General features: G+C 52.4%; 15 protein-coding genes. 9 read left to right on the top strand and 6 right to left on the bottom strand.

Going from position 1 to position 19,362, the window contains the following annotated elements:
• The first annotated feature begins 1,084 nt into the window (after positions 1-1,084).
• From HEP82_RS06480 to glnB, 4 genes are all read left to right on the top strand, one after another.
• On the top strand, positions 1,085-2,518 hold the full coding sequence (locus HEP82_RS06480) for a sensor histidine kinase (RefSeq protein WP_192457340.1): 1,434 nt from the start codon (positions 1,085-1,087) through the stop codon (positions 2,516-2,518).
• Positions 2,519-2,520: 2 nt separating this feature from the next.
• On the top strand, positions 2,521-3,324 hold the full coding sequence (qseG, locus tag HEP82_RS06485; RefSeq protein WP_192457341.1) for a two-component system QseEF-associated lipoprotein QseG: 804 nt from the start codon (positions 2,521-2,523) through the stop codon (positions 3,322-3,324).
• Positions 3,321-4,658, top strand: a complete 1,338-nt coding sequence (gene glrR / locus HEP82_RS06490; protein ID WP_192457342.1) for a two-component system response regulator GlrR — start codon at positions 3,321-3,323, stop codon at positions 4,656-4,658. The genes qseG and glrR overlap by 4 nt, the downstream gene beginning before the upstream one ends.
• 84 nt (positions 4,659-4,742) lie before the next feature.
• The gene (gene glnB, locus HEP82_RS06495; protein ID WP_015854449.1) at positions 4,743-5,081 is read left to right on the top strand and encodes a nitrogen regulatory protein P-II; all 339 of its coding nucleotides are present in this window, start codon (positions 4,743-4,745) and stop codon (positions 5,079-5,081) included.
• A gap of 336 nt (positions 5,082-5,417) precedes the next feature.
• Here glnB and pemA read toward each other — a convergent pair whose 3' ends face one another.
• From pemA to HEP82_RS06515, 4 genes are all read right to left on the bottom strand, one after another.
• The gene (pemA, locus tag HEP82_RS06500) at positions 5,418-6,518 is read right to left on the bottom strand and encodes a pectinesterase PemA (protein WP_192457343.1); all 1,101 of its coding nucleotides are present in this window, start codon (positions 6,516-6,518) and stop codon (positions 5,418-5,420) included.
• A gap of 85 nt (positions 6,519-6,603) precedes the next feature.
• A complete protein-coding gene (gene paeY / locus HEP82_RS06505) occupies positions 6,604-8,244 on the bottom strand; it encodes a pectin acetylesterase PaeY (protein WP_192457344.1) in 1,641 nt (546 codons plus the stop codon).
• Positions 8,245-8,317: 73 nt separating this feature from the next.
• Positions 8,318-9,526 carry a polysaccharide lyase gene (locus HEP82_RS06510; RefSeq protein ID WP_192457345.1) on the bottom strand — a complete coding sequence of 403 codons (1,209 nt, stop codon included), beginning with the start codon at positions 9,524-9,526 and terminating at the stop codon, positions 8,318-8,320.
• A gap of 362 nt (positions 9,527-9,888) precedes the next feature.
• A complete protein-coding gene (locus tag HEP82_RS06515; protein WP_192457346.1) occupies positions 9,889-11,082 on the bottom strand; it encodes a pectate lyase family protein in 1,194 nt (397 codons plus the stop codon).
• Positions 11,083-11,730: 648 nt separating this feature from the next.
• Here HEP82_RS06515 and glyA point away from each other — a divergent pair.
• The 5 genes from glyA to HEP82_RS06540 all read left to right on the top strand — a co-directional run bounded on the left by glyA (position 11,731) and on the right by HEP82_RS06540 (position 17,265).
• Entirely contained in the window at positions 11,731-12,984 is a 1,254-nt protein-coding gene (gene glyA, locus HEP82_RS06520; protein ID WP_192457347.1) for a serine hydroxymethyltransferase, read from the top strand.
• Positions 12,985-13,134: 150 nt separating this feature from the next.
• The gene (locus HEP82_RS06525; protein ID WP_192457348.1) at positions 13,135-14,277 is read left to right on the top strand and encodes a 3-phenylpropionate MFS transporter; all 1,143 of its coding nucleotides are present in this window, start codon (positions 13,135-13,137) and stop codon (positions 14,275-14,277) included.
• Positions 14,278-14,326: 49 nt separating this feature from the next.
• The gene (locus tag HEP82_RS06530; RefSeq protein ID WP_192457349.1) at positions 14,327-14,989 is read left to right on the top strand and encodes a DUF1007 family protein; all 663 of its coding nucleotides are present in this window, start codon (positions 14,327-14,329) and stop codon (positions 14,987-14,989) included.
• Positions 14,980-16,035 (top strand): nickel/cobalt transporter, encoded by a 1,056-nt coding sequence (locus tag HEP82_RS06535; protein ID WP_192457350.1) that lies wholly within the window; start codon positions 14,980-14,982, stop codon positions 16,033-16,035. The genes HEP82_RS06530 and HEP82_RS06535 overlap by 10 nt, the downstream gene beginning before the upstream one ends.
• 108 nt (positions 16,036-16,143) lie before the next feature.
• Complete coding sequence (locus HEP82_RS06540) at positions 16,144-17,265, top strand: ABC transporter substrate-binding protein (RefSeq protein WP_192457351.1); 1,122 nt, start codon at positions 16,144-16,146, stop codon at positions 17,263-17,265.
• Between the two features lie 214 nt (positions 17,266-17,479).
• Here HEP82_RS06540 and HEP82_RS06545 read toward each other — a convergent pair whose 3' ends face one another.
• Together HEP82_RS06545 and HEP82_RS06550 are read right to left on the bottom strand one after the other, a co-directional pair.
• A complete protein-coding gene (locus HEP82_RS06545; protein WP_192457352.1) occupies positions 17,480-18,280 on the bottom strand; it encodes an ABC transporter ATP-binding protein in 801 nt (266 codons plus the stop codon).
• Complete coding sequence (locus HEP82_RS06550; protein WP_192457353.1) at positions 18,277-19,359, bottom strand: FecCD family ABC transporter permease; 1,083 nt, start codon at positions 19,357-19,359, stop codon at positions 18,277-18,279. The genes HEP82_RS06545 and HEP82_RS06550 overlap by 4 nt, the downstream gene beginning before the upstream one ends.
• Positions 19,360-19,362: the final 3 nt, after the last annotated feature.

A 19,362-nucleotide genomic window follows, 5' to 3' on the forward strand; every position in this document is an offset into this window, starting at 1 on the left:
AGCAATGCCGCGATGCTGAAACTGCCGCCGAGACGGGAGCGGGAGTATGAAAGAGAAGTGAGGCAAAAAAAGCCCAAATACCCTTTTAAAAACAATGCCAGTCACCTTAAGTGACTGGCATTAGGCGCCGGCCCCTTTTTTTATGGCATAGATCCGCACGCCAACGCGAAGTGTTGTAGAAAACGTTGCCGGCATTTTTATAACCTAACGACCCTAAAACGGGTGTCCCTTGAAGACCTCATTGGCAGCGTTGTGTGAATGTAGTGGAAAACGCGCCTGTTTTTATGGAGCACCCATTCTCAATGGTTATTCACTGGATCCAGAACTGGCTGTTCGCCGTTTTTAATGTTGCTTGATATCGTAAAAACGGCAGTTGGCCTGAAACTACACGCCAAAAGTGGGAGACGATGCCGCAAAAATGCGGTTGTCTCAAATCAGAGACAACAAGGATATGGCTTGTCTCAAAAAAGAGACATTTATTTATTTGATTAATAAAGATTATTTTCATGACTTAAGGGGCTGTCTGTTTTAGACGACAGATAGACGGTATTTTTCATCTATCCACCCGATATGTTGTCGACACATCCTATCGAATAACAATCTGGTTGTTATTTTATTATTATATTTCAATTTATTAGGTTTTGTTTTTCAAATTGGCACATTATGTGCATAATGACGGGCGCTGCTCATTCGATTGGTTATGATTGCAAAACGGGCAAATGGTATTGCTCATAACGCCTGGAATGACGCCAAAAGAAAAGGTGCCTATCGCCTATATCGGGATAACTGTTCTGCAAAGCGCTTTATCCAGCACCGGGCGACACGTTGAGTGAGGCACCGCCTATTTAGAGACCCGGTCATGCAGGTTATGTGTGACCGGGTTTCGCTTTTATAACCCTGCTTGATGCGCCCGGTCTTGCGGCAAAATGACCGTCGGCAACGGTCGCACACAGCGACAGGCCGACTGGCAATGCGTTACACCGGATGCGTGCAGTTACGCAAATCTACCCGAATGGGGTTGTGCTTTACATCGTGGTCGCTAGGATGCTGAAAGCGGTAATCTGGTGGATGGACAAACAGTAAAATGATTTCTTTGAAACCGTGGCGCTTGTTTCCGCGCTCATTGCGACAACTGGTTATCATGGCATTTCTGCTGGTGCTGTTGCCTTTGCTGGTTCTGGCATATCAGGCATATAAAAGCCTGGACAACCTCAGCGAAAAAGCGGCGAATATCAACCGAACCACGCTCGCGGATGCGCGCCGCAGCGAAGCCATGGTCAGTATGGCGTTGGCCATTGAACGTAGCTATCGGCAGTATTGCGTTTTGGGCGACCCGACCTTATCCCAACTTTATCAAAATCAGCGTATGCAGTATTCGCAGATGCTTGACGCGCACGGGGCGGTTCTGCCGGATAAAAGTTATTACCAGAATCTGAATCAGTATCTGGTGCAGTTGACGGACATTCAGTGTCAGAACAGTACGCCAAATCAGGCGTCAGCCTTGTTACTGGAGAATTTCTCCCGCACGAATGCGCAAATGGTTCAGGCAACGCGGGAGGTGATTTTCTCTAGAGGTCAGCAATTGCAGCAAGATATTGCCGAGCGGGGGCGTTTCTTTGGCTGGCAGTCGCTGGCATTGTTTTTGGTGAGCCTGGTGTTGGTGATGCTATTCACCCGGATGATTATCGGCCCGGTCAAGGAAGTTGAACGGATGATCAATCGGATGGGGGAGGGAAAAGCGCCAGGTAAAACCAGTCTATTTCGCGGCCCCAAAGAAATTCGATCACTGGCACAGCGTATCGTGTGGTTAAGCGAGCGCCTTTCTTGGCTGGAAGCGCAGCGCCACGAATTTCTTCGCCATATTTCTCATGAATTGAAAACGCCGCTGGCCAGCCTGCGGGAAGGCGCTGAACTGCTGGCCGACGAAGTGGCTGGGCCGCTAACGGACGATCAAAAAGACGTCGTTGCCATTCTGGATAACAGCAGTCGACATCTCTTGCAGTTGATTGAACAACTACTGGACTACAACCGCAAGCTGGCTGATGTCCCCACGGGATTTGAACGAGTCGATGTTGCTGCAATCGTAGCGATGGTGGTTGAGGCTCACAGTCTATCTGCAAGAAGTAAACAGATGCGAACCCATGTTGATTTGCCGGTGTCCAACTGTCGAGCGGAAACGACATTGTTGATGCGCGTAATCGACAATCTCTACTCCAATGCGGTGCACTATGGGCAGGAATCCGGTAACATTTGGATCCAGAGTCGACAGGTCGGCAATCGGGTTCAGATCGAGGTCGCCAACAGCGGTACCCCCATTCCCGAGACCGAGCGAAGCATGATCTTCGAGCCTTTTTATCAGGGGATTCACCAGCGTAAGGGGGCAGTAAAGGGCAGTGGGTTGGGGTTAAGTATTGCTCAGGACTGTATCCGCCGCATGCAGGGAGAACTGAACCTGGTGGCAGTTGACTATGCTGATGTCTGTTTTCGTATTGAATTGCCATTAATCACCGAGAATTAATCATGATTGCACGGAGTTTTCGCCTTCTGTCGTTGCGAGGCTTGGCTATGCTGTTGCCTGATGTTCGGCAGGGTTACGTGCATAATCTATTGATAATTCTAGCAACTATTCTATTGTCCGCGTGTGCGGACAAGGTAAGCGAGCCCGCTGCTCATCGTGACGCAGACATCGTACCGCCCAGAGAGCAAGTGACCGACTACCGCATGGTTTCCTGTGAACGCCTCTGGACCTTCCATCACCCGGATGCCATGAACAATGCGCTCTACTGGCTGCGGTACATGGAATGTGCAGATCTGTTGACGGCGGCGCAGGCTAGGGAGCAGACACTGCTGGTCGGTGACAATAACTGGAGTGGTTTGTGGCGACAGGCCATTTTGCTGGATCACGCGGAATTGACCGTTCCCGAACGACATCAAATTATGGATCAGCTTAATCGACATGTTCGGGAAGTGCCTGTCGCACTACTGCCATTACTACAAATCTGGATGGATAAACAGAATCTGACGATTACGCTTGAGGATGAGCGTTTACGTTTTCAGCGGATACAAGAAACCAATGATAAGCAGTTAGAGAGCATGCGCGAACAGCAGGGGCATTTGCAGTATCAATTGGAAACCACGACTCGTAAATTGGAAAGTTTGACCGACATTGAGCGACAGCTTTCAAACCGTAAATCGGTGCAGAGTGATTTGTCGGAAAATGAAGAACGTCGAGCCGGTACCCGTTCTACATCTGATAGCAGTACCAAACAAACCGACGCGGTCACACCGCCAGCCGTAGTGAAAAAGGGATTCAAAAGCGAATGACCACCCGAAAAACAGCCAGTTTGCTATTGGTGGATGACGATCCCAGTTTGCTGAAACTATTGGGTATGCGTTTGAGCAGCGAAGGTTTTGCCGTGACGACCGCCGGTAGTGGTCAGGAGGCGCTGAAACTTTTACACCGGGAACAGATCGACCTGGTCATCAGTGATCTGCGCATGGATGAAATGGATGGTATGGCGCTGTTTGCCGAAATTCAGAAGGTTCAGCCTGGATTGCCGGTCATCATCCTGACAGCTCATGGCTCAATTCCCGATGCGGTTGCGGCAACGCAAAAAGGTGTATTCAGTTTTCTCACCAAGCCGGTGGATCGTGATGCTTTGTACAAGGCTATCGACGATGCTTTGCAGATTTCAGCACCTGCGGGTGATGATCGTTGGCGGGAAACGATCATCACCCGCAGCCCGATAATGCTGCGTTTACTGGAGCAGGCGAAGTTGGTCGCGCAGTCTGACGTTAGTGTACTGATTAATGGCCAGAGCGGGACAGGTAAAGAAGTGCTGGCACAGGCCATTCATGCCGCCAGTCCGCGGGCCGGCAACGCTTTTATCGCGATAAACTGTGGGGCGTTGCCTGAGCCGCTGTTGGAGTCTGAACTATTCGGTCATGCTCGGGGGGCGTTTACCGGCGCGGTCAGCCAGCGGGAAGGACTCTTTCAGGCGGCAGAGGGCGGAACGCTGTTTCTGGATGAAATCGGCGATATGCCGCTTTCGCTGCAGGTTAAATTATTACGGGTGTTACAGGAGCGGCGTGTTCGGCCCTTGGGAAGCAACCGCGATGTAGAGATTGATGTGAGGATTATTTCTGCAACGCACCGTGATTTACCCAAAGCGATGGAGAAAGGCGAGTTTAGGGAGGATCTGTTCTATCGGCTGAATGTCGTCAACCTAAAGTTGCCTGCGTTGAATGAACGTTCAGAAGATATTCCCTTATTAGCCAATCATTTGTTGCGGCAGGCTGCGGCCCGGCATAAACCGTTTGTGCGCAGTTTTTCCACGGATGCCATGAAGCGTCTGATGGCGGCCAGCTGGCCGGGAAATGTGCGCCAGTTAGTCAATGTGATTGAGCAGTGTGTGGCGTTGACCAGCGCCCCGGTGATCAGCGATGCACTGGTCGAGCAGGCGCTATCAGGTGAAAATACGGCTTTGCCGACGTTTGTCGAGGCGCGTCATCAGTTCGAATTGAACTATCTGCGTAAACTGCTGCAGCTTGCCAAAGGTAATGTGACTCAGGCGGCGCGAATGGCGGGGCGGAATCGTACCGAGTTTTATAAATTGCTGGCGCGTCATGAGTTGGACGCCAACGATTTTAAAGAATAGTGTTAATCTATTGTGAATTTATAGCGGGCGACTCTTTGTCCATGCCGGCGCCGACCACGACATCGTGATAATTAGGATTTCATCATGAAGAAAATTGATGCAGTTATTAAACCATTTAAGCTGGATGATGTACGCGAAGCGTTAGCCGAAGTAGGGATTACCGGCATGACGGTGACGGAGGTGAAAGGTTTCGGGCGTCAAAAGGGCCATACCGAATTGTATCGTGGTGCGGAATATATGGTCGATTTTTTGCCGAAGGTGAAAATCGAGATAGTTGTTGCCGACGACATTGTGGATACCTGCGTTGAAACCATTATGCGTACTGCTCAGACCGGCAAGATCGGCGATGGCAAAATCTTTGTATTCGATGTGGCCCGTGTTATTCGAATCCGTACTGGCGAAGAGGATGAAGAAGCTATTTGATCGCGTGGCTTCTTGTTTCGGGCTTGGCCCTATGACGTTTTCGGCCAAAGCTTCTGGTAGGCGAGTGGGTTAGGTTCCCCGGCGGTGAGTTGCAGCATAACGTTTTGAAACGATATCTGCAGGGTAAATTCCATATCCATGAAGGTTTGTGCCCCTGACGAGGCGCTCTGGTCGTGCCCTCGTCAGCGATGTTAAACCAGCACTGCTTCCGTCTATGTCATGACGTGCCAGTGAAACAGTGACTAACCCTTTACTCGCGCGGATTCCAAACAGTGATAAAAAAACCGCCCTTGACGGCATGGCGTCAGGGCGGTTTTTTATTTTATCGCGATGTGATCAAGGCAGGGTTGGCGTCCAACCGTTCAGCACTTTGCTCTTGGTGTACTGAGCGGCTTCCGTGCTGGTTAGCTGGCGACGTGATGAAGTAACTGCTGCGCCATTACCCGTGGATTTGTATTCGTAGAAACGTGAGTCTTCCGGATAGAACCAGATGGTATTGCCGTCTTTATCCTTGCCGGACATCTTGTCCCAGCCATAGATATGGTTATCCATACTGGTGTTCAGGAATACAGTTTGGCCGATAGCATTTGGGTCGGCATAGCGGCCGTCCGAGAAGGTAGTCGTCGGGTGCCATGGGCGTCCCAATCCATAGCTTGTTGACGGTACGCTGCTGCTTTCCTTGATAACCCGGCTGTTGGTAATGACGAGGCCATAGGTGGTGTTGATATCAGTGCTGGGCGCAGTGAGATAGCCGTAGACTCCACCGCTTGCGACATCGGTGCGGTTACGGGATACCAGATCGCAATCGTCAAACAGGGCGGTACCATTGCCGAAGATAAAATCCACGGTGCCGCTAATGCGGCAGCCGGAGAAGAAGCTGCGGCCGCCGGAAACGTACAACGTGTCCTGATAACTGACCAAGCTGACGTTTTTGAAGTAGGCGCGATCACTGTTGCTGGCAACATAAAGCGCTACTGCTTGCGTATCCTTTATCTTCGTGCTGTCGCTATCGCTTTTGGCCTGGTTAGCGGGGAAGTCAAAGTCATTGCGGATAGTCAGGGATTCTGCGGTGAAGTCCTTGGCATTGACTTTAACGGTACTGCTACCGGAGGTGCCCCACTTGGTGCCATCCGATTTGAGTGTTCCCGCCGCCGTCGTGGCCGCAATGATGGTGCCGTCGCGGCTTTGGCCTTTCAGATGCACATTGTCCCGGCTGATGGTGAGACGTTCCTTGTACACGCCATTTTTAATATAAATCACAAATGAAGAGCTGCCCGATGGCGCACTGGCAACGGCTTCAGCGATGGTTTTGAACGCAGAACTATCGCTGGAGGATGTCGAAACGAGGGCATTGTAGGCATCCGCTGCCTGAGCATTCTGTAAACTGGCAGCGAGCAACAGCGTGAGCGCCAGTGATCCCGACATGGTTTTCAGCATACTTATATTCCTTGTATTTTAGAGGGTTGAGATAAGGCGCATGCTGGAGTATGCGCCGGTGGTAGTGGTTGTGTTCGCGTTATTGTCAGTTCTTTGCCGCCAGTCTTGTTGCCAGCGGTTTGAGCTCCGGCGTATTCCGGATGGCATCGGCAACAATGGCGGCGACGGCAATAGCGCCTTTTTGCTGAAAATGCGTGGTATCTGGTTGCGAGATGCTGCCTTGCTGATTGCGATAGTAAGGGTAAATATCCGGATCGACCGCCAGCCAGTATTGTTGCCACCGACTGCCGTTATCCTGATTCGCCAGCGCGATCGTAGCGGTTTCTACATCAAGCAACGGCACCTTGTTGGCGCTGGCGGTATCGTGGATGGTCTGGGTGTAATCCCCGACGAATGCGTAGCCGTTGCTTTGATTTTGCCGGGTGTAGTGGCTGTGAACTACCGGCGTGCCTGTTTTCCCTTCGGCATTTTTTACTCTAGCGGTGGGGGTTAACAATACGGGATGCATCTGGTGTTCCCGCGCGTAGCGAATGTAGCGTTCCAGGGACTGCTGGAACGACATGTCGGGCTTCCCTGCCGGATATTGCTGTTGGCCTGCGGCGCTATTGGGGTAGGTACACAAATTGGCGACATCTGCCGCGCCGCGTTCAGCTTTATTGCTGTTACAGTTCTGGTCGTTATGTCCCATATGAATAAACATGTAATCGCCGGGGCGCATAAAAGGTTCCATTTGCCGGAACCAGCCTTCGTAATAAAAGTCCCGGGAACTGCGGCCTGAACGCGCACCATTCACCACATACACGTTGCCGCTCGTGCGAAATTGTTGGGCAAAGACCTGGCCCCATCCCATTCTGGGATAACGTGCTTTCTCGTAGGTGGCGGCGGTTGAATCGCCGACGATGAAAATTCGGATGTCGGATTGTTTGAGGGCCATTAATTGTTGGCTGGCGCTAGCGTAGTCCAGTGGTTCGTAATCGCCTTGCGCATTCAACCCGACGATGGGACGGAATGCGATATCAGTCAGTACCGTGTGTCCGGCTTGCCCGGTGTTGTTGTGGTAATTGCGCGCATGGTTGATGACCGTGAGAATTTTCCACACGACAGCGTGCTGGGAGGCAGCGTAAGTCAACGGGTCGAATTGGGCCGTTTGACGAATACCTACCTGTTTGAGTGCAGTATCAAAGCCGGCATGGAAGGCCTGATGGGCGGTATTCCAGGCGCTTCGGGAAATGCCGGGAATCTCCGTTGCGTTGAGAAATTGCTGTGGGCCCAGATATCCGAGCGCTGCCGCAACGTCGGATAATATGCGGTCAGTCAGTGGGTTGATATTGGCGGTATTTGCCTTACCAGAATGTGGGGCGGGCAGTAATGCGCCCAGACAAACAGCCCTCGGCCGATTGCTGTCCAGACAATTTTCCCCACCGTATTCAACGGCGCTCAAACGCAGCGGCGCTGACATCTGAGATGCATCGGCGGAGAAACGCCCGCTGCCATCGGTTTTGACATCGCGGCGTAACCCTTTGGAATCAATGACGCTGATCGTGGCCGGAAAATGGATATCGCGGGAGCTGACAATGCCGCTGATACGGGTATGGTCATTGAGCGTTATGCTGGGGAACTCGGTCGTTTCTGCTGCCGATATGGTTTCCGCCGCCAGTACCCCATGCAGGGAGCCTGATATCAAGGCGCCGAACAGTACCATTCCCTGTAAAGCGGATTTTGTCATGAGTGCATAAACCTTTCAAAAGTACAGACGTAAAAACGGCCACTTGGAGAAGTGGCCGTTGCGTCAGGAAATATTACAGTTTGCCGTAACCCGCGTTACTGGTGATGCTGCTCGCCAGACTGGTCGTCATGGTTTGAACCTTGTAGGTATAAGGGATGGTTCCCTTGTACGCCGTCAGGCTACATTCACCGGCGAAGTCGAACGTACTGCCGTTAACCAGCGAGCTTTTATCGGTCAGAACTTTGCTGTTGAACTGCTTGACGATACTGCAGTTTTTGTTCAGACCGTTAACGCTCTTCAGGTTACTGATGGTGAAGCTATTGGCTTCAGACAGGATGCTGCCGCTGGTTCCCAGGCCGAAGCTGTACAGGTACGGGTAGACACTGTGTTTTACATCGCCGACATAAACGTTGTTATAAGCGTGGATGCTGCCGTAGCGAACGCGCGGGGTACGTTCCGTTACACGGTCAAACACGTTTTCGAGGAAAGTGACGCGCAGTTTGCCGGAGTCCTGGGAGGAGTTGCTGTCACTGTGGCCAATCAGGATAGTCTTATCGTGCAGTTCGAAACGACTATTGGAGATAGTGATGTAGTCAGCGCCTTTCTTGATGTCCAGTGATCCGTCGTGCTGTACATAGGTTTCACCGTTCTTGGTGGTGTACTGGTCATCGGTAAAGCTGCCGTCGCTGATGGTGACGTGGTCAACCCATACGTGATCGGAGTTGTCGATCACCACGGCATCCCACTGGGCATTCCAGCCGTCGCCATCTTCATAGACCGGTGCCACGTCAACCGGCGTCTCAACGTAGATATTGCGCAGAATAACGTTACTTACGCCTTTCACCACCAGCGAACCGTTAGTGAGCTTAGCCTTGCTGCCAATACCGATGATGGTGGTATTGGAGGGGACGCTCAGCTGACTGCGGGATTTCTGGTCTGATGCGCTGGTGTAGGCTTTGCCGCCGCTGATATCAATGGCGCCGGTAATCTGGATGATTTTCGCCGTAGTGCCTGCATTCAGCGCGGTTTTGAAATCGGCCAGCGTACTGACGGCATAAATGTTGGAAGAGCTTGCCTTTGCTCCCCCAGTTGTACCACCACTTTGTGTCGCCCAGCCGATAGAGGCGGACTCTGTTGCTTTGGTGGTTTGCAGGCTGGCGGCATTGGCGCCCGTTGTTATGACGGAAGCGAATACTGCCGTAGCCAGAAGGGTTTTTGTGGTTGCCAGCACGCCGTGGGAGATGGTTGAGCGTCCTGCACCCGTCTTACGTGTGTTGTTCATCGCGTAGTTCCTTGCTGTTAATGATATTGTTAAAAAATCATTTCTATAAAAATGAAATTAAATTCCACCCTTGTCGGCACTTGATTTTATTCATTGGTGGGTGACGTTTTGTGATCTGTGCTGTTTTTTTTGTTCAGACTTTGTTCGGGTTTTATAAACTGTGATTGATACCGGTAACTATTTGTAATAAGTGAAAAAAACACCCATCTAATAGAATCATATGAAATGATTGTCCCCGTTATTTTTCATAATAAAAAATTATTTTTCATAAAGTGCCGGTGTACACAAAGCATGAGAAGGATGAATGAGTGGACTCGTCAACAGCGAAAACGGCCACCCGAAGGCGGCCGTGAAGAGATCGATCAGAGTTTGCCTGAACCGGCATTGTTCACAATGCTTTGTGACAACGCGGTAGTCATGGTTTGTGCGGTATAGGTATAAGGGATGGTGCCTGAATAAGCGGTCAACCCGCAATCCGACAAATCCACCGAACTGCCGTTCAACAGTGAGCCGCTATCCGAGAAGTTGCCGGTGTTGAATTTTTTTACAATCTTGCAGTTCTTCTTCAAGTTGCTGACTTCAAAGCTATTGTTTTCTGACAGCAGACTGCCTTTGGTGCCAATGCCGAAACTGTACAGGTAGGGGTATACGCTGTGTTTTACATCGCCCTGATAGACATTATTGAACGAATGAATATTGCCGAAACGTACTCGCGGTGCTCGTTCCCGAACATTGCTGAACAGGTTGTTGTACAGCGTAACATGCAGTTTGCCGGCATCCTGTGCGGAGTTGGTATCGCTGTGACCGATGAGCATGGTTTTGTCATGCTGTTCGAAACGACTGTTGGAGACCGTGATATAGTCGGCGCCGCGCTTGATATCCAGCGCACCGTCGTGCTGCACATAGGTTTCACCATCTTTGGTGGTGTACATATCGTCGGTAAAACTGCCGTCGCTGATGGTGACGTGATCGACCCATACGTGCTGGGCGTTGTTGATGTTCATGCCATCCCATTCGGCATTCCAGCCGTCACCGTCTTCATAGTGAGGTGCAACATCCACCGGGGTTTCGATATAGACGTTACGAACGATGACGTTGGTCACATCCTTGATGATCAACGAGCCGTTGGTGAATTTCGCATCAGTACCGATACCGAAGATGGTGGTATTAGACGGAATGCTTAACTGGCTGCGCGTCTGTTGGTCTGTAAAACTGGTGTAGGCCGTACCGTCGCTGACGTCGATCTTCCCTTTAATCTGGATGATCTTCGGTGTACTACCGGCATTCAACGCAGTTTTGAACTCACTGATATTGGTGACGACATAAATGTAGTCGCTGGCGGCGCTGGCGCCCCCGGTGGTCGACCCATTCTGCGACGCCCAGCCGACAGTCGGCGCTGTTTCCTGGGCTTTGCTGCTTAATAGTTCGGCAGCAAATGCGCTGGAGGTCAGCATTGATGCTGCCACCACGGATGCCAGCAGGCAACGGGAGGTTTTCAGGGCGGTGATTGACGCTATTCCTTTCCTTTGAATCGATGAGGTTAATACCTTGGTCATAATGATTTCCTTACCTTGTTCCTTGCCAAAAAAACCTTCATTTGAATTGGAATGGTATTTTAAATAAATGAATATTACGTTTCATGATGAATGTCGCTATTTTTAATTTTGCGGTTTAATTCATTGTTGGTTTATTTTTTTTTAATATATTTCATATGGTTACTTTTTATGGGGATGGGTTGTCGTTCGACAGAAGAGAGAGGCTATCGCGACGGGTAAAGCTGATACGTTTTTCTAGATTGGTCGTATAGGCGCAGATGGCGCTGAACCGCGTTCCCTGCAGTGCTGATCGCCGTGACGATGATGTGTTGTTCAATACATGCGCCTATTGTGACTGGTGATGTGTATCTTTAATACGTTTTATGGCGTCTGCTCATCGTCCAGTGACGAGGGGATGCCAGGCGCGATACTTATGGATGAAGAAGGCCGCTGAATGAAAAAAACGCAGGTGGCGAGTGAGAAAATGTCAGCTGGATTCCAGATTGAAAAAAATACGGGAACCCTTGTCCCGCCTGTAGCTAATCGTTTGCGTAAAAACCTCTGTCAAGCCCTATCATCGTCAGTACAAAACGGTTTACACTATGAACCTCTGCCCTCTGGGGCGATTTTTTTAATGCAGAAGCACGTTAGCTGAGTCAGGAGATGCGGATGTTAAAGCGTGAAATGAACATTGCCGATTACGATGCCGAATTGTGGCAAGCAATGCAGCAAGAAGTGGTGCGTCAGGAAGAGCACATCGAACTGATTGCGTCTGAAAACTATACCAGTCCACGTGTCATGCAGGCCCAGGGGTCTCAACTGACCAACAAATACGCCGAAGGGTATCCGGGCAAGCGCTATTATGGCGGTTGCGAATACGTCGACGTGGTTGAGCAACTGGCGATCGATCGTGCCAAAGAACTGTTTGGCGCCGACTACGCCAACGTACAGCCGCACTCCGGCTCTCAGGCTAACTTTGCTGTTTATACCGCGTTGCTACAGCCGGGCGACACCATTCTGGGCATGAACCTGGCACACGGCGGCCACCTAACTCACGGTTCTCCGGTCAACCTGTCCGGTAAACTCTACAATGTCGTGCCTTATGGCATCGACGGCAGCGGCAAAATCAACTATGACGAAATGGCTGAATTGGCCCGTACTCATAAGCCGAAAATGATCGTTGGCGGGTTTTCCGCTTATTCCGGGGTTGTTGACTGGGCGAAAATGCGTGAAATCGCCGACAGCATCGGCGCTTATCTGTTCGTCGACATGGCGCACGTCGCCGGTCTGGTCGCGGCGGGCGTTTATCCGAACCCGGTGCCGCATGCTCATATCGTAACCACCACGACCCACAAAACGCTGGCCGGTCCGCGTGGCGGCCTGATCCTGGCGAAAGGCGGCGACGAAGAACTGTATAAGAAGCTGAATTCTGCCGTATTCCCGGGCGGACAGGGCGGCCCGCTGATGCACGTTATCGCCGGTAAAGCGGTAGCGCTGAAAGAAGCGATGGAGCCGGAATTCAAAACCTACCAGCAGCAGGTCGCGAAAAATGCCAAAGCGATGGTGGAAGTGTTCCTGTCTCGCGGCTTCAACGTGGTGTCTGGCGGTACTGACAACCACCTGTTCTTGCTGGATTTGGTCAGCAAAAACCTGACCGGTAAAGAGGCGGATGCTGCGCTGGGCCGCGCCAATATTACCGTCAACAAAAACAGCGTGCCGAACGATCCGAAGAGCCCGTTCGTGACCTCCGGTATCCGTATCGGTACGCCGGCAGCCACTCGCCGTGGTTTCAAAGAAGCGGAAGTGCGTGAACTGGCCGGCTGGATCTGCGATGTGCTGGATAGCATCCATGACGAAGCGGTGATCGAGCGTACTAAGCAGAAAGTGTTGGATATCTGCGCCCGGTTCCCGGTTTACGCCTGATTTCGTTTTTGACCGGCTCCTGTTGTTGAGCCGGAACTTATCGTATCAACGCCAGCCTTTGTGCTGGCGTTTTCTTTGATAGGGCGGCTACACCTCGTTGTGTCCGCACCGGCTCTCTGACAGAGTAACGTGCCGTACAGGGGGGTAAATATGGTTCTGCAATCAACGTACTGGCTGGCGCTGAGTTATTTCACCTACTTTTTCAGCTACGGCGTGTTTCTGCCGTTTTGGGGCGGGTGGCTGCGTGGAGAGGGGTTAACGGCCGAGTCGATCGGGATCCTGCTTGGCGCTGGTTTAGTAGCTCGTTTCGTCGGAAGTTTGTTTATTACCCCTTGTATCAAAAATCCGGCAACGCTTATCACTGCGCTGCGTCTGCTGGCATTGTTATCGCTGATAGCGTTCGCCGGCTTCTGGTTTGGTAGCACAGTGGTCTGGCTGCTGCTGGTGATGGTTGGTTTTAATCTGGTGTTTTCCCCGCTGCTTCCGTTGACGGATACACTGGCGGCGACCTGGCAAAAGCAGATGCCGATTGATTATGGGCGTGCCAGGTTATGGGGGTCGGTGGCTTTCGTGGCGGGGTCGGCAGCTACAGGCAAACTGGTTTCGTTGTGGGGGCATCAGGCGATTCTGGTTACGCTGGCGATAGGTATGGTTGCCATGCTGGCCGGCATGATGATCAAGCCACATGTTATGCCGAAAGCATCGGCGTTATCGACGGCTAAAAACAGCACGGTTCCCTGGGGACGGTTGCTGACTGAGCGTGCCGTTTGGCGATTTTTGCTGTGCGTGGCGCTATTGCAGGGGGCACATGCCGCCTATTACGGTTTCAGCGTGATTTACTGGCAGCAGTCTGGTTATACCGCCGATGTGATCGGCTATCTTTGGTCGCTGGGCGTGGTGGCTGAAATCGCTATTTTTGCGCTCAGCCGCCGGTTGTTCCACGCCTGGAGTGCGTCGGCGTTGCTGATGTTGTCTGCTGTGTGCGGGGTGTTGCGCTGGGGGTTAATGGGGGCGACGGTCTCACTACCCTGGCTGGTGGTGATTCAGTTATTGCACTGCGGTACTTTTGCCGTGTGTCACCTGGCAGCGATGCGTTTTATCGCTATGCGAGACGACACTGACGTTTTACGGTTGCAGGCGGCTTATTCCGCACTGGCGACCGGTGGGGCGATCGCGGTGATGACGGTGCTGTCCGGATTTTTATTCGAGTATTTGCAGGGTGCGACGTTCTGGGTGATGGCGTTGTGGGTCGTTCCGGTGTTTTTTCTGCTCCCATCCGCGAAAACATCCTGACGGATGGTTGCCATGCAGCGGACGACGACGACCGTTGAAAGGATAAAATATGTTACGTTATAACGTTTTTGATTTTCCCCATCGCTGGTTAAGCTGCCTGCTATGCGTGAGTGCGTTGCTGCCGTTTGTGGCGGTGGCGCATCCTCATAGTTTTATCGATATGCAAACCCAGGTAGAAGGACAAGGTGAAGTGATCACTGGGTTTCGCATGACCTGGACGATGGATCCGATTACCTCGGCCGACCTGCTTTACGATGCTGGCGATGCGCCGCCGGATTCTGTGGTTTGGAAGAAACTGGCGGCTGAAGTGATGGCGAACGTATTGGGGCAGCACTATTTCACCGATGTCTATCGCGACGGCAAGGCGGTGAAATACCAGCCGATGCCGACGGAGTATCACCTGTCGCGTCAGGGAAACAAAGCCGTGCTGGAGTTTGTATTACCGTTAGCGCATCCCCAACCATTGATGGGAAAACCGCTGCAGATATTTACGTATGATCCCACTTATTTTGTTGATATGTATTATAAAAAAGATACCGATATTACGCTGTCACCCGTACTGGCTACACGGTGTAACACTACGCTGACGACGCCCAAACCTGATGCTTCCCTGCAATCTTATGCGTTGTCATTGGATAAAGGCACCAAACCGGCCAAAGAGGTTGAACTTGGCAAACAGTTTGCTCAACGGATTACTTTGCAATGCCAGTAAACCTGCCTGAAGCGCGGATTCGTCTGACCCGCGGCACGCTGGCGTTGCTGGCGCTCGCTGCGTTGCTGCTGGCCGGCGGCGTCTGGATGTTGGTGCTCTGGTGGCCATCTATTTTGATGCTAAGTGTGATGGGGCAGAAAGTGTTGCATCAGCAGATGGCCGATTTAATGGCGATGGTGCAGACGCAGCCTCAAAAAGCCGGTGTGACGCTGATGGGGTTTAGTCTGGCATATGGCGTGTTGCATGCCGTTGGGCCAGGTCATGGAAAGGTGGTGATTACGGCATACCTTGCTACCCACCCGTCGAGACTGAAAGGCAGCCTACAGATGACTTTCGCGGCGGCGTTGTTGCAGGGGATGATGGCGATAGGGGTGACGACGCTGGTGCTGATGGTGTTTCAGCTTTCCAGCCGTACTTTGCACCTCAGCAGTTTCTGGATGGAAAAAGGCAGCTTTGTGCTGGTGGTCGGGTTGGGCGGATGGTTATGTTTCCGGGCGTTGGGGCGGTTGTGGCGATTGTTGCATTCAGCCGATATGCGTAAGCCAAGATTGCGTATTCAGCACCTGCATCCTCTCGCTGATACGCCGACGTCAGGCCGGCAGAGCGTGCTGATGATGACGGACACTGCCGGATATGATGCCGTCTGCGGATGTGGGCATCAGCATGTGCCCGATGCGATGTCGTTGAATCGGGCTGAGGGGTGGCGTACCCGGCTGATGATTGTCTTGGCAATGGGGCTGCGCCCTTGTTCCGGTGCCATCATGGTGCTGTTGTTCGCCAAGGTGCTAGGTGTATTCATCTGGGGTGTCATGTCGGCACTGGCGATGGCGATGGGAACCGCAATGACGGTCTCCCTGCTTGGCGCGCTGGTGTTTTTTTGTCGTCGCCAGATGGAGCGTATCGTTGTGCATCGTTCTTCCTCCTGGCAAATCGTCGTCTGGCCGCTACTTTCGCTGGCTGGTGGCTTGGTACTGGTCTGTAGCGGTATGGCGCTCTATTTGAGTTCCGAAGCCGGTATTTTGGGCGGTAGTCCATTGTTCGGCTGATCTTCTGCGTTGAATTCCCGTTTAAACATATTGCTCATTTATTTCCGTCACTTTATTATTTCGTGAGAATGATAATGACTTTCATTATCCATTGAGGGCGGAAACAAAATGAAGAAGTGGTTGTGTGCAATTGGCATGGTGTTGGGGATGGTTTCGGTCGTCAGGGCGGCGCCGATCGTGGTTGAAGACGTCAGCGGCAGAACAGTTGAAATAAAATCTGAAGTCAAACGGGTCATTTTGGGGGAAGGACGGCAAATTTATCTGCTGGCTGCGTTTGACACGGAAGCGCCTTTCCAGCGTGTTGTGGGGTGGCGTGACGATTTGTCTAAGGCGGATTACGACGGCTATATGGCTTATGAACGTAAGTATCCGCAGATCAAACAGTTGCCGACCTTTGGCGGCGCCAAAGACGGGACGTTTAATGTTGAGCAGGCAGTGAACCTGAAGCCCGATCTGGTGCTAATGAACTTGGAATCGAAAGCGGCGACTGATGAAGCGAAATTGACTGAAAAACTGGCTGGTTTGGGAATTCCGGTGGTGTTTATCGATTTTCGCGAGAAGCCGTTCGAAAATGCGGAAAAGAGCATTCGTATCATGGGGCAGTTGATCGGCAAACCTGAGCGCGCCGAGCAGATAATCCAGTTCCGTCGTCAGCAGATTGATATTGTCACCGAGCGCCTGAAAAATTATCAGGGCGTTCGGCCGAAAGTGTTGATCGACCGGGCCGGTGGTTATACCGAAGAGTGCTGCATGTCTTTCGGCAACGAGAACTTCGGTAAAATGGTGGAAGCCGCCGGAGGCATCAACATTGCCAAGGGGATTATTCCCGGTACGTTCGGGACGCTGAACCCGGAACAGATTATCAGTGCCCGCCCGGATGTGGTGGTCGTGACCGGCGCCAACTGGAAAAACTACAATACCGCTAATGGCTGGGTCGGCGTTGGTCCCGGCGCCGATCAGGCGCAGGCATTACAGCGCTTGCAGGCGCTGATGCAGCGCTCGGCGTTCCGCACGCTGCCGGTTGCTGTAAATGGCAATGCGCACGCCATATGGCATCAGTTCTATGACAGTCCTTATCAGTTTGTAGCGATTCAGGCTATCGCCAAGTGGCTGCATCCCGATTTGTTCAAAGACATCGATCCGGACGCCACCTTCCGGGCTTTCCATGAGAAATTCCTACCGTTACCGTATCAGCCGGGGTATTGGGTAACGTTACCGGCGAAGTCCTGAATGTGCGCTAAGTAGGCTGTTGGTATCGCCGGCAGCTTGTTGACGTTCAATTGACGTCATTCGTTTCGCTGCCGTCGCCGCATCTCGCCTGATGATATTCAGGTGTGTAGTGGATGTGATGGGTCTATCCCATTGTCTCTATTAATAAAAACGCCCCGCGTATAGCGCGGGGCGTTTTTTTAATCAGGAAATCATTGAGGAAGGATTGGGCGAATTACAGAGTCGGCGCGGTGACTAGACCGTCGATCATGACCTGGGGAATACCGCGTGAGCAGCGCTCGATGCGCCCGCGAACGCCGTAGACGGTAGCCAGACTCTCTTCGCTGATCACTTCATCCGGTACGCCATCGGCGATGACCTGACCATTTTTCAGCATCAGAATGTGATCGCCATGGCGCAGTGCAATGTTGATGTCGTGCACTACGACAACCGTAACGATATTGCGTTTACGGGTTTCCTGACGCACTAAGTCCATCACATGAAACTGATAATTGAGATCCAGCGCACTGAGAGGCTCATCAAGCAGTAGCAGAGATGGGTGACGAATCAGCGATTGCGCCAGCCCGACCAGCTGTTTTTGCCCGCCGGAGAGCTGATCCAAATAACAGAGCGCCAGATGCTCAATTCCCAACTGCTTCAACAACAACATCACATCATCTTGGTTGCTGGAGTGAGGGGTCAGGCTTCCCGATGCGCGTTGCGCCACAATGATGGATTCCAGCACATGCAGATGCACGCCAGCCGGCAGCGATTGCGGCAGGTAGACCACTTTTTCGGCACGTTTGGCGAACGGGAGCTGCATCAGGTTGACATCGTCAAGCCGCAGTTCGCCCTGCGCCGGGCTGAGCCCCGCCAATGCGCGCAATAATGTGGATTTGCCGCTGCCGTTAGGCCCCAGTAACACGGTGATTTTTCCGCGCGGCAGTAGGGGGACGGACAAATCGGAGATCACGGCGCGTCGAGGATAACCGGCATGAAAGTGAGCGATGCTCAAGCCACTGATTGACGAATTCATGCATTCCCCCGATGACGCAGAATAATACTCAGGAAGAAAGGAACGCCGACCAACGAGGTGACGATCCCGACGGGAATGATCACGCCGGGCAGCAGATTCTTGGACGCGACGGACGCCAGCGAGAGCACCAGTGCGCCGGTCAGTGCGCTGGCGGGCAGATAGAAACGATGATCTTCACCGAATACCATGCGGGCGATGTGCGGCGCCACCAGCCCGATGAAACCGATGGGGCCGACAAAGGCTACCGACAATGCGGACAGAAAACTGATGCGCAGCAAGGTGGCGAGACGAAGGCGACGAACGTTGATGCCGAAGCTGATCGCCCGATCCTCGCCTAAGCGCAACGCGGTCAGCTTCCAGGCGCTCATCATGGACAGCGGCATCACTACTATCAGTACAACGACCAGTATGCCTAATTTCTCCCAGGAGGAACGTGCCAGACTACCCATGGTCCAGAACACCAGGCCTTGCAGGGTATCTTCGTTGGCGATGAACTGTAGGATAGAAACTAAGGCATTGAACGTGAATACCAGCGCGATGCCGAACAGTACGACGCCGGACGTCGCCACTTTTGTCCAACGGGTAATGCCGTCCAGCAATAAGGCAGCCAGCAAGGCGAAGAAAAATGCATTAGCGGAAATAAACCATTGTACCGGTACGCCGGGGATCCCAATGCCGAGTACGATAGCCAACGCCGCGCCAAACGCTGCAGCGGAAGAGACACCCAGTGTAAACGGGCTGGCGAGTGGGTTGTTCAGGATGGTCTGCATTTCTGCTCCTGCTAATCCCAACGCCAGCCCGACAACCACCGCCATCAGCGCATACGGCAGGCGGATATCCCAAACGATCACCCTACTGCCGGCGTCGGCATTGGCGGGATCGGTTAAGGTTTGCCACAGGACATGCAGAGGTAGGCCGGATGGGCCCAGCACAAAGTCCAGCAGCAGCGAGCCGAGAATCGCTACCGCCAGCACCGCCATAACCAGCAATCGATGGCGAACGATGTGCTGATAGTGACTCATCACTGTGTTTTCCGCCGCGTTGATGCGGCTGATGTTTGGCTCGGTGGTTACACTCATGAA

It is taken from the genome of Musicola keenii (assembly GCF_014855505.1).
GTDB classification, from domain to species: domain Bacteria; phylum Pseudomonadota; class Gammaproteobacteria; order Enterobacterales; family Enterobacteriaceae; genus Musicola; species Musicola paradisiaca.

Excerpts from the sequence above, each read along its gene's own strand:
- HEP82_RS06480 (WP_192457340.1), top strand. The coding sequence starts at position 1,085 with ATGATTTCTTTGAAACCGTGGCGCTTGTTTCCGCGCTCATTGCGACAA.
- qseG (WP_192457341.1), top strand. The coding sequence starts at position 2,521 with ATGATTGCACGGAGTTTTCGCCTTCTGTCGTTGCGAGGCTTGGCTATG.
- glrR (WP_192457342.1), top strand. The coding sequence starts at position 3,321 with ATGACCACCCGAAAAACAGCCAGTTTGCTATTGGTGGATGACGATCCC.
- glnB (WP_015854449.1), top strand. The coding sequence starts at position 4,743 with ATGAAGAAAATTGATGCAGTTATTAAACCATTTAAGCTGGATGATGTA.
- pemA (WP_192457343.1), bottom strand. The coding sequence starts at position 6,518 with ATGCTGAAAACCATGTCGGGATCACTGGCGCTCACGCTGTTGCTCGCT.
- paeY (WP_192457344.1), bottom strand. The coding sequence starts at position 8,244 with ATGACAAAATCCGCTTTACAGGGAATGGTACTGTTCGGCGCCTTGATA.
- HEP82_RS06510 (WP_192457345.1), bottom strand. The coding sequence starts at position 9,526 with ATGAACAACACACGTAAGACGGGTGCAGGACGCTCAACCATCTCCCAC.
- HEP82_RS06515 (WP_192457346.1), bottom strand. The coding sequence starts at position 11,082 with ATGACCAAGGTATTAACCTCATCGATTCAAAGGAAAGGAATAGCGTCA.
- glyA (WP_192457347.1), top strand. The coding sequence starts at position 11,731 with ATGTTAAAGCGTGAAATGAACATTGCCGATTACGATGCCGAATTGTGG.
- HEP82_RS06525 (WP_192457348.1), top strand. The coding sequence starts at position 13,135 with ATGGTTCTGCAATCAACGTACTGGCTGGCGCTGAGTTATTTCACCTAC.
- HEP82_RS06530 (WP_192457349.1), top strand. The coding sequence starts at position 14,327 with ATGTTACGTTATAACGTTTTTGATTTTCCCCATCGCTGGTTAAGCTGC.
- HEP82_RS06535 (WP_192457350.1), top strand. The coding sequence starts at position 14,980 with ATGCCAGTAAACCTGCCTGAAGCGCGGATTCGTCTGACCCGCGGCACG.
- HEP82_RS06540 (WP_192457351.1), top strand. The coding sequence starts at position 16,144 with ATGAAGAAGTGGTTGTGTGCAATTGGCATGGTGTTGGGGATGGTTTCG.
- HEP82_RS06545 (WP_192457352.1), bottom strand. The coding sequence starts at position 18,280 with ATGAATTCGTCAATCAGTGGCTTGAGCATCGCTCACTTTCATGCCGGT.
- HEP82_RS06550 (WP_192457353.1), bottom strand. The coding sequence starts at position 19,359 with ATGAGTGTAACCACCGAGCCAAACATCAGCCGCATCAACGCGGCGGAA.